The sequence below is a fragment of the Streptomyces sp. NEAU-W12 genome (assembly GCF_026242095.1).
GTDB lineage: Bacteria > Actinomycetota > Actinomycetes > Streptomycetales > Streptomycetaceae > Streptomyces.
This window is the reverse complement of record NZ_JAPJDM010000011.1, coordinates 245,331-254,340: the sequence shown is the minus strand read 5'-3', so window position 1 is coordinate 254,340 and position 9,010 is coordinate 245,331. Positions and strand designations below refer to the sequence as shown.

At 71.1% G+C, this 9,010-nt stretch carries 8 protein-coding genes and 2 pseudogenes; 8 read left to right on the top strand and 2 right to left on the bottom strand.

Annotated elements, in window-relative coordinates:
- Positions 1 to 336 precede the first annotated feature (336 nt).
- Complete coding sequence (locus ORI94_RS16550) at positions 337 to 1,866, top strand: MFS transporter (RefSeq protein WP_416237831.1); 1,530 nt, start codon at positions 337 to 339, stop codon at positions 1,864 to 1,866.
- A 239-nt stretch (positions 1,867 to 2,105) separates the two neighbouring features.
- Positions 2,106 to 2,414: a transposase gene (locus ORI94_RS16545; protein ID WP_266075995.1), complete on the top strand. Its 309-nt coding sequence runs from the start codon at positions 2,106 to 2,108 to the stop codon at positions 2,412 to 2,414.
- Positions 2,415 to 2,501: 87 nt separating this feature from the next.
- On the opposite strand, the pseudogene ORI94_RS35540 reads toward ORI94_RS16545, so the two are convergent.
- Positions 2,502 to 2,714 (bottom strand): annotated as a pseudogene (locus ORI94_RS35540) (transposase); the annotation flags it as partial.
- 31 nt (positions 2,715 to 2,745) lie between these two features.
- Here ORI94_RS35540 and ORI94_RS16540 point away from each other — a divergent pair.
- Both ORI94_RS16540 and ORI94_RS16535 read left to right on the top strand, forming a co-directional pair.
- The gene (locus tag ORI94_RS16540; RefSeq protein WP_266075993.1) at positions 2,746 to 2,940 is read left to right on the top strand and encodes a transposase; all 195 of its coding nucleotides are present in this window, start codon (positions 2,746 to 2,748) and stop codon (positions 2,938 to 2,940) included.
- Positions 2,941 to 3,188: 248 nt separating this feature from the next.
- Positions 3,189 to 3,512, top strand: a complete 324-nt coding sequence (locus ORI94_RS16535; RefSeq protein WP_323056062.1) for a hypothetical protein — start codon at positions 3,189 to 3,191, stop codon at positions 3,510 to 3,512.
- Between the two features lie 96 nt (positions 3,513 to 3,608).
- Here the strand turns inward: ORI94_RS16535 and ORI94_RS16530 are convergent, their stop codons facing one another.
- A complete protein-coding gene (locus tag ORI94_RS16530) occupies positions 3,609 to 4,067 on the bottom strand; it encodes a hypothetical protein (RefSeq protein ID WP_266075992.1) in 459 nt (152 codons plus the stop codon).
- Positions 4,068 to 4,373: 306 nt separating this feature from the next.
- Between ORI94_RS16530 and ORI94_RS16525 the strand changes: the two genes are divergently transcribed.
- From ORI94_RS16525 to ORI94_RS16510, 4 genes and pseudogenes are all read left to right on the top strand, one after another.
- Positions 4,374 to 7,016 carry a helix-turn-helix transcriptional regulator gene (locus ORI94_RS16525; RefSeq protein ID WP_323056061.1) on the top strand — a complete coding sequence of 881 codons (2,643 nt, stop codon included), beginning with the start codon at positions 4,374 to 4,376 and terminating at the stop codon, positions 7,014 to 7,016.
- 203 nt (positions 7,017 to 7,219) lie between these two features.
- A complete protein-coding gene (locus ORI94_RS16520) occupies positions 7,220 to 7,444 on the top strand; it encodes a hypothetical protein (RefSeq protein ID WP_266075990.1) in 225 nt (74 codons plus the stop codon).
- 379 nt (positions 7,445 to 7,823) lie between these two features.
- A complete protein-coding gene (locus ORI94_RS16515; RefSeq protein WP_266075988.1) occupies positions 7,824 to 8,762 on the top strand; it encodes a VOC family protein in 939 nt (312 codons plus the stop codon).
- Between the two features lie 47 nt (positions 8,763 to 8,809).
- Positions 8,810 to 9,007, top strand: a pseudogene (locus ORI94_RS16510) (hypothetical protein); the annotation flags it as partial.
- Positions 9,008 to 9,010: the final 3 nt, after the last annotated feature.

The following is a 9,010-nucleotide window of genomic DNA, read 5'->3' as shown; positions in this document are numbered from 1 at the left end:
ATCCGGAATGATCGACTGCCGATCCGGTGTCTAGCACGGCGAGTTGACCGGCAGGTAAGTCCGCCGACCCGAAATGATCTTTGGGTGAACTGTCCCGCTGGGGGTGGGTGGGCACGGAGCCCGCCACCGGGTGGAGGAACCGGGGGTTCCGCCCACGGCACGTCCACGGCATTCACGCCGGCATCACCCGTACGAGCCGCCTGTTCACCCAGCTGAACTCTTCCCCAACTGCGTTGGCCCGTACGGCACGTGCGGCGTCCCGTGCCCTCACGGCCGAATGCCATCATCCAGCCGTCACGGCGCCTCTGCGTGGCCCCGCAGACCCCGAGGATCCCCATGGCACAGCCCGCCGCCCCGCTCGAGAGCGCGGTAGACAAGAGCGCCGTACGGACACGCCGAGCGTTCCGCGCCCTGCTGCTCGGCCTCTTCGCCGGCCTGCTGTCCAGCACGGTGGTCGTCACCGCGCTGCCGCGCGTCGTCGCCGACCTGGACGGCGGTCAGGCCGCCTTCACGTGGGTCGTCGCGGCCACGATGGTGGCCTCGACGCTCAGTCTGCCGCTGTGGGGGAAGCTCGCCGACCGCGCCGACCGCAAGACGCTGGTCCAGATCTCACTGGGCCTGTTCGCCCTGGGATCGGCATGGTGCGCGCTCGCGGGCGACGTCGGGCAGCTGATCGCGGGGCGGGCAGTGCAGGGGCTGGGGGCCGGCGGGGTGAACGCGCTGGCCCAGGTGATCGTGGCCGCGCTGGTCCCGCCACGGGAGCGCGGCCGGTACAACGGCCGCATCACGCTGGTCATGACGGCCGGAACGGTCGCCGGTCCCCCGCTCGGCGGCGTGCTGGCCGACACTCCGGGGATGGGCTGGCGCGCCTGCTTCCATCTGGGCGTGCTCCTCGCGGCCGGCGCCGCCCTCACCCTCCACCGCACGCTGCGGCTGCCCGACTCCGGGCGCATGTCGCGCGGTCCACGTCCCGACCTGTGGGGTGCGGCCCTGCTCACCGCGACGGTCGGGGCTCTCCTCCTCGCTGTCACCTGGGCCGGGAACGGCGTGCCATGGGTGTCCTGGCCGGTGGCGGGAGCGACCTGTGCCGTGCCCGTCCTCGCCGCGCTGTTCGTCCGGCGGCAGTCACGGGCCGTCGACCCGCTGCTGCCGCTACACCTGCTGCGGGACCGCACCGTCGCGCTGCCGGCGCTGGCCGGCTTCGCGGTCGGTCCGGCGCTGTTCGCTGCTCCCGCCCTGCTGGCCCAGTACTTCCAGGTCGCCCGGGCACAGTCGCCGGCCGTGTCGGGACTGCTGACCCTGCCGATGATCGCCGGTCTGCTGTCCGGGTCCGTCGTCTCCGGCCGGCTCATCAGCGCGCGGGGCCGCTGGAAACTCCCCCTGGCCGTGGGGGGCCTGCTGCTCGTCCTCGGCTTCTCCGTCATGGGCACCGTGGGGGCCCGTACGCCGCTGCTCCTGGTGGGCGCCGCCCTGTTCGCGGGAGGCGTCGGCGTCGGCGTCGTCTCGCAGAACCTCGTGCCGATCGCCCAGAACGCGGCGCCCCCCGACGACCTCGGCGCCGTCACCTCCTTCGTGATCCTCTCCCGCAGCCTCGGCGGTGTGCTCGGTCTCGCCACCCTCGGCTCCCTGCTGACCGCCCGCGTGGACGCCCTTACCTCCGCACACGCCCCGGCTGGGACCGGACTCGACGGCGGCCTGCCGGACCTGCGCGCGTTGGGTCCCTCGGCTGTGGGCAGCGTCCGAACGGTGTACGGCCAGGCCTTCGGCGACGTGTTCACCGCCGCCGTACCCTTCGCCCTGCTCGCACTGGCCGCCGTCCTGCTGCTGCGGGAGGCGCCTCTGCGCTCGACGCTCGACGAGCACTGAGCGTGGGGCGCCGATAGCCCTCCGGCTGCCCGCCGCGGCCTTCCAGCCAGCCGGGAACCGGCATCGCGTCGCTATGCCCCCCATTCCACGCCATTGCCAGATAAGACCACTCGTGTGATGTCAACGTCCGTAGAGAAGAGCACGACTGAGGCCCGGTCCGCCGGGCGTCCTGAGGTTCCCCCGAGATGCGGGGAGAAGTGACAGCAGGTCAGATGGGTTTCACGAGAGGAGCTCTGACGATGCCTGCCCCGAGGAAGTACCCGCTGGAGTCGCGTGAGCGTGCGGTGCGGATGTACCGCACTTCCGAACCGAAGCCCGTGATCCGCCGCATGGCCGAGGAGCTCGGCGTGCACCACGAGGCCCTGCGCAACTGGATTCGCCAGGCCGAGGCCGGCGCCGGCGAGCGAGGCGACATGCTCACCACCGCCGAGCGTGAGGAGCTGGCCGCCCTGCGCAAGGAAAACGTCCAGCTCAAGCGGGCGAACGAGGTCCTGCGAACGGCCTCGGCTTTTTTCGCGGCCCAGCTCGACCCGACCCGGCCCAGGTGACCGCGCTCCTCGATGCGCACCCGCACTCTCGCCCGCAGAATACTTGGCCGCCCGGCGCAGGATGTCACGTTCCATCTCCAGCTCGCGGACCTGCTTGCGCAAGGCCGCGATCTCCGCGTCCTTCGTGGACTGCGCGAGCGACTCGGGCCGCTCGGCGTTCTCCGCGGTCTTGATCCACTGCCGCAGCGTCTCGTGGTTCACGCCGAGCTCGGCGGCGATGCGTGAGACGGGCCGGCCCGACGAACGGGCCAGTGCCACCGCATCGGCTCGGAACTCCGCCGAGTACTTGTAGGTCCCCACCTGGGACTCCTCTCCCTGGACTCAAGATCCAGTGTCGAGGTGTCCACGATCAAGGCGGAGGGCCCTCAAGTCGGGCCGCCCGCCGGTATGGACGCGGCGGCAGCTGATAGACGGCATACGGTGGCGGACCCGGACGGGTGCTCCCTGGCGTGACATGCCGGAACGCTATGGGCCGTGGGACCGGGCCTATGACCTGTTCCGGCGCTGGCAGCGCGATGGCGCCTGAGCCCGGATTGTCACTCAGCTGCAGGTCGAAGCGGATGCCGAGGGCCTGATTGTCTGGGACGTGAACGTCGACTCCACGGTCTGTCGGGCCCACCAGCACGCGGCCGGGGCGGCGAAAAGGGGGACCTCCAGAAGGAACCGCCCGGCGGGATCACCGTCGAGCCGGCCGACCACGGGCTCGGAGGCTCCCGGGGCGGCCTGACCAGCAAGATCCACCTCGCCGTCGAGCAGGGGCAGAAGCCGCTGTCGGTGGTGATCACTGCCGGACAGCGGGGTGATGCGCCTCAGTTCGAGCCAGTCCTGGAAGCCATCCGGGTCCCCCGGCTGGGGCTCGGCAGGCCGCGCAAACGGCCGGACCGGGTCCGGGCCGACAAGGCGTATGACTCCCGCAGCAATCGCGCCTACCCGCGCAGACGCGGCATCAAGGAATCCCGGTCCCGACGGACCGCGTCCGCAATTGCCTCAAGCGCGGATCGCGAGGCGGATGGCCGCCCAAGTTCGACAAGGACGACTACAAGCAGCGGCACGCGGTCGAGTGCGGGATCAACCGCCTCAGGCGCCACCGGGCTGTAGCCCACGAGGTATGACAAGCTCGCGGTCCGCTACGAGGCGACCGTGCTGGTCGCAGTCCTCAACGAGTGGCTGTGACCAGCACTTTCACCACAGACCCTAGTCCAGCGGCAGGACCCGGTAGGTCAGGCTGAAGGAATAGTCGGACCCGTTGGTGATCTTGGCGAGGTTGGTCGTGCCGACCCTGCTGTCATTGAGCTCGAATACGCCCAGCTTGTCGTCCGGGTCGATGACGTCGGTGTCCTGCTCCCACAGTTCGAGGGGAAGGACCGTGCCGCCCTCGAAGATGAACCGCTCGGGATCCACTCCGCTGTAGTCGACCGTGCCCCGTTCACGGCAGACCGAAGTGGGGATCGCGACACCGCCGTCGAACTTGATGTACACCTCGTCCTCGCCGCTCTCCGAGATGTTGGCGCAGCGCAGGGTCAACAGCTGGACCTTGTACAGCTCCCCGGGCACGGGCGGCTGGGCGGCGGCGGCCGCCGGGACGGTCAGAGTGAACGCAGCCGTGAGACCCGCGGCCCCGGTGGCGAGGCGGCGAAGTGTTGTCGATCGCATCTGGTTTTCCTTCCCCGTGGTGAATCGGTGGTCACGCCGTGGGCCGCACGGCCACTTGGTCCGCTGCCCCGGCGTGGCAACACCTTCACCCGTCCGCACACCGCGGTACAGAGCAGTCGACTACTCCATCGAGGAAGGGCCGCTACTCCGTACCGGCCCGCCTTCCGGACGAACTCGGCTTTCTTTCGGCCACCCGCGTGGCGCCCCGGCAGCTTCGACGACCGACGTGCCACGCTGCGGGCCGCACGCCATGGGTGAACCATCCGGCTGGGGGCCGGATCGCCCGGGCGCCGAGGGGGACCTACGGTGGACACGGGTGTGGGGGGCGGCCGCCTGCATTTCGCCGGCCGGGACACAGAGCTGGCAGCGCTCCGCGGCGCGCTGCGCCGACCGGACTGCAGAGCAGTGGTGATCACAGGAGCACACGGGGTGGGCAAGAGCCGCCTCGCCGAGGAGTTCTCGACCGGGGCGGGCGGCCGCGGCGGCCACCGTGTCGTACGTGTCCAGGCGACGCACAGCGCCCGGGCGCTGCCGCTGTCGGCACTGGCGCCACTGCTGCCCTCGGACATGTACGCGGAGGAGCCGGCGGAGTTCTTCCGCCGGGTACGGCAGCAGATGGCCGCGCACCGCGCGTCCGCCACCACCCGCACCGTCCTGGTCGTCGATGACGTCCAGCTGCTCGATCCCACGTCACTGGCGCTGATCGCGCTGCTGCTGGCGGACTCCTCGCTCTTCCTGGCCGTGACCCTCCCCGACGGCGCCGACTGGCCCGACGTGCTGCAGTCCCTGTGGCGGGAGGACGCACTGCGCCACATCGCGCTGCCGGCGCTGGGCGAGGAAGAGAGCGCCCGGCTGCTGACCGCCACGATGGGTGGACCGGTCGCCGCACCCGCCCTGCGGGCCCTGTGGGAGGCCAGCGGTGGCAACGTGCTGTGTCTGAGGGAGTTGCTGCGAAGCGCCCTCGCCGACGGGCGGCTGAGCCCTGTGCACGGGGTGTGGTGCCTCACGCGGCCGCTCGCCGCGGTGCTGGCGGGCGCCCTGCTCGACGTACGACTGCGGGAACTGGCCGGCCCGCAGCGGACCCTGATGGAACTCCTCGCGGTGTGCGGGCCGATCGGGCTGCGGGACGGTCTGGCATACGTCGATGCGGACACCCTGGCCGGACTGGAGCGGCAGCAACTCGTCGAATCACGCCTCGACGGGCGCCGCGAACAGCTCGCCCTCGCCCACCCGATGCACGCACGGCTGCTGCGCGCCGGCATCACCCGGCTTCGGGCCCGGACCCTGCTGCTGGACCAGGTCGGCCGGGTACGCGGGCACGGAGCCCGGCGGGCCGGCGACCCTCCCGCGCTGGCGGGCTGGGAACTGGAGGCCACCGGCACCGCCGACCCCGCCCTGCTGGTGCGGGCCGCGGCACAGGCCCTGCACGCGGACGACGTGGACACCATGTGCCGGCTGGCACGCGCCGCGCTGGTGCACGGTCCCAACACCCGGGCCGGGCTGATGCTCGGCGAGGCCCTGGGACAGCGGGGCGAGTTCGACGAGGGGATCGCCGTCCTGGAAGATGCCTTCGCCGCGGCCCGGGAGCCGTACCTGCACACCGCCGCCCTGACCCTGGCCGTCCACCACTTCTACGGGCCCGGCAACATGACCCGCGCGCTGGCCGTACTCGACGAGGCCGGACGCCGGGGCGGGCCGTGCGCCGAGATGGCCGCCTGGGAGGCCACCCTGCTGACCTCGGCGGGGCGGACCGCGCGGGCTCGCACCGTGCTCGCCCCGTGGCTGCCGCCGCCGGGCGGGGCCGAGCCGTCCGACTCCGGTGTTCTGCTGCTCCAAGCCCGGCTGAGGGTGGAACTGTCCTCGGGGCGGCCCGAGGACGCTGTCCGCAGCGGCCGCGCGGCCCATGCCGCGCACCGCATGCTGGCCGACCGGTCGGCGGTCTTCTATCCGGCACGCAGCCTCTACCTCGTCGCGGCGTCCCTGCTGGAGGCGGGACGGTTCGACGAGGCGGAGCGGGAAGCGTCCGAAGGGCTCGAAGGGCTGCTGCACTCACCGGTGCCGGCATTGGTCGTCTGGTTCGGTTGGGTGCGGGGACGGATCGCGCTCGACCGGGGACGGTGCGCGGAGGCGGCCGCCCACTTCCGTGAGGCCCGGGCACAGGCTCATCTGTGCGGACACGGATTCGCCGAGCAGCGTGCGCTGGCCGGGCTGGTGCTGGCCGAGGCGTACGCCGGTCGTAGCGCCCCGGAGACGGCCGGACTCGCCTCCTGCTCCACCGATCCGCACTCCCCGCTCGCTCAAACCGACACGCTGCGCGCCCGGGCCTGGTCGTTGCGGTGCCGGGGGCGCCACCACGAGGCAGAAGCCGTCTTGCGTGCCGGGGCCGAAGCGGCACGGACGGAAGGGGAGCTCGCCGGCGCTTTGACGCTTGAACACGATCTGCTCCGCTGGGGCGTCCGGGACGCGGCTCCTCGCGTACGCGAACTGGCCGAGGACGCCCAGGGGCCGTACGCGGCGGCTCGTGCCGCCCAGGCGCGTGCGGTGGCCGACCGTGGCCCGGACGCGCTGGTGGCCGTGGCCGACGCATGGACGGCGATGGGCGCGCTGCTCCTCGCCGCCGAGAGCCTCGCCGGAGCGGCCGGGCTGTGGCGCACATCGGGCGGCGCGGCGCGGGAGGGGGCAGCCCGGCGGGCCGCGGCCCGCGCCCACTCGTTGCGACGGCAGTGCGAGGACGCGGCAACCCCTGCGCTGGCGGACCTCTCGATGGCGGCGGAACTCAGTCCGCGCGAACGGGAGATCGCGCAACTGGCGGCCTATGGGCACACCAGCAGGGAGATCGCCGGCGAGTGTGGTCTGTCCGTACGGACGGTCGACAACGCGCTCGGCCGGGTTTACCGCAAGCTCGGCATCCACGACAGGGGAGGCCTGAGGCAGGTATGGGCGCTTTGAGGTCCTGCACTCGTGAAGCTGCCGCACCGTCGCAGCCCAGGCCACCGAAAGGGAGGCCGCAGAAACGACTCCACCAGCACCATCCGCTTCACGGTGGCAGAGATCCGCAAACTCCAGGACACTCTCCTGCCCCGCCCCGCGCCCCAGCGTGGACGACTGGTCCGAGGGCCTCCGGACACGACCAGGGAAATCCGGTCGGGGACGTGGCCGGTGACGACAAACTCCTGCGCAACCGGCTGAACCGGGCGACCGGTTACTCCTTCGCCATGCGGCTGGTCCGCCCCACCTTGCTGGGGTTCCGCTGCAATGAGGTGATGTCGCGGATCCGGGCGTTGTCGGTCGTGCCGCCGGCGGCTTCGAATCCGAAGCGGGCGCGGGCCGGACGGGCCCTAGGTGTCCGAGCCGTGGGCACGTACACCGTCCAGTGACGGCGCAACAAACCGTCCGGGCCTGTTTGTCCCACGCGTGGCACCGGCGGTCACAGACGACATGTTCCGGTCGTTCGCCGAGCGCACGGGCCCGAGTGCAGCCATCCTCCGCGGCCAGCTTGGCCTGCCGCAGGCGGCGGTTCTTGATCCGCAGCTCCACGCCTCGGCTGCTGACGGGGCGCTCGCCCGCGCAGGCGGTCGAACCGCCTCCCGAGCTCCATGATCGCAGAGGCGCAGGACAAGACAAGCCTCGCTGGCGTGTCATGGGCCGGGCCGCACATGGCCTGTTACGTCCTGACTCCGGCAACAGCGGCAGTGGTAGTGGTGGGAAGACCGGTCGGTCCTTGCCCGGTGCCCGCGTCTGTCACCTGGAGGAACGTTGTCCTCGGTCCAGCTCACGCATCTGCGCCATGTCGACCTGGCGGTTTCCGACCACGATCGACAGCTCGCCTTCTACACCGACCTCTGGGGCCTGACCCGGACCGCCGACGACACGGGCCTCTCCTTCCTGGCGGCGGAAGGGTCACCCGAGCAGTACGTGGTCCGGCTGCGCAAAGCCGATGAAAAGCGCCTGGATTTGCTCGCCTTCGGTATCGCGACTCCGAGGGACGCCGACGTGCTGGCCGAGCGGCTGGCGGGCGCTGGTGTACGACTAATCTGCGAACCGGGCGCCTTGCCGACCCCGGGCGGCGGCTACGGCTTCCGCTTCTTCGACGTGGACGGCCGTACCGTCGAGGTGTCCTCCAACGTGGCACCGCGCCGGCACCGGCGGATCGAGGCCCGGGAACCCGTACCGGTGCGCCTGTCGCACGTGGTTCTCAACGCGCCGGACATCGGGCGCACCCGAGCCTGGTACGAGCGGCATCTCGGCTTCCGGCTCACCGACACGATACGCTCACCGCAGGACGGTGACCTCATGTATTTCCTGCGGATCAATTCCCACCACCACTCAGTAGCGTTCTCCAGAGGACCCCACACGTCCCTGCACCACATATCCTTCGAGCTGCGTGGCCTGGACGAGTATCTGCGTGCCTCCGGCCGGGCCGTCCGGTCGGGCGCCACCAAACTATGGGGTCCCGGTCGGCACCTCGCGGGCGACAACGCCTTCATGTATTTCCTGGACCCGCATGGCAACACTCTGGAGTACACCACCGAGATGGAACAGGTGGAGGAGGACACCTGGCACCCCCATGTCTACGACGCCTCACAGGCACAGGTGACCGACCAGTGGGGCACGGCCAACTCCTGGAACGAGCTGGTGGCCAAGGAGTCGTTCAACGATCCGGATCGCGGCTGTTTCATTGCCCCTCCGCTTTGACCCGGCCCGGGGGGCACATCAGAGTCCCTACCGAACCCGTAACGGTTCACCAGCCCACCCGGCAACGAGGACAGGCGATGAAAGGCTTCCGCAGCGTGGGCGTCGCGCAGCGGTTCCTGGCCGCGTTCAGCGGCGTCTCACCCCACTTCCGGCCCCGCCGCCACCTGATGACCGACCCGGCCCCACCACACCTCGACACGCCGTCAGGCACCCGCACACCCAACAACGTGACAACGCGGTCTTGAAGG

Excerpts from the sequence above, each read along its gene's own strand:
- ORI94_RS16545 (WP_266075995.1), top strand. The coding sequence starts at position 2,106 with ATGCCTGCCCCGAGGAAGTACCCGCTGGAGTCGCGTGAGCGTGCGGTG.
- ORI94_RS16530 (WP_266075992.1), bottom strand. The coding sequence starts at position 4,067 with ATGCGATCGACAACACTTCGCCGCCTCGCCACCGGGGCCGCGGGTCTC.
- ORI94_RS16550 (WP_416237831.1), top strand. The coding sequence starts at position 337 with ATGGCACAGCCCGCCGCCCCGCTCGAGAGCGCGGTAGACAAGAGCGCC.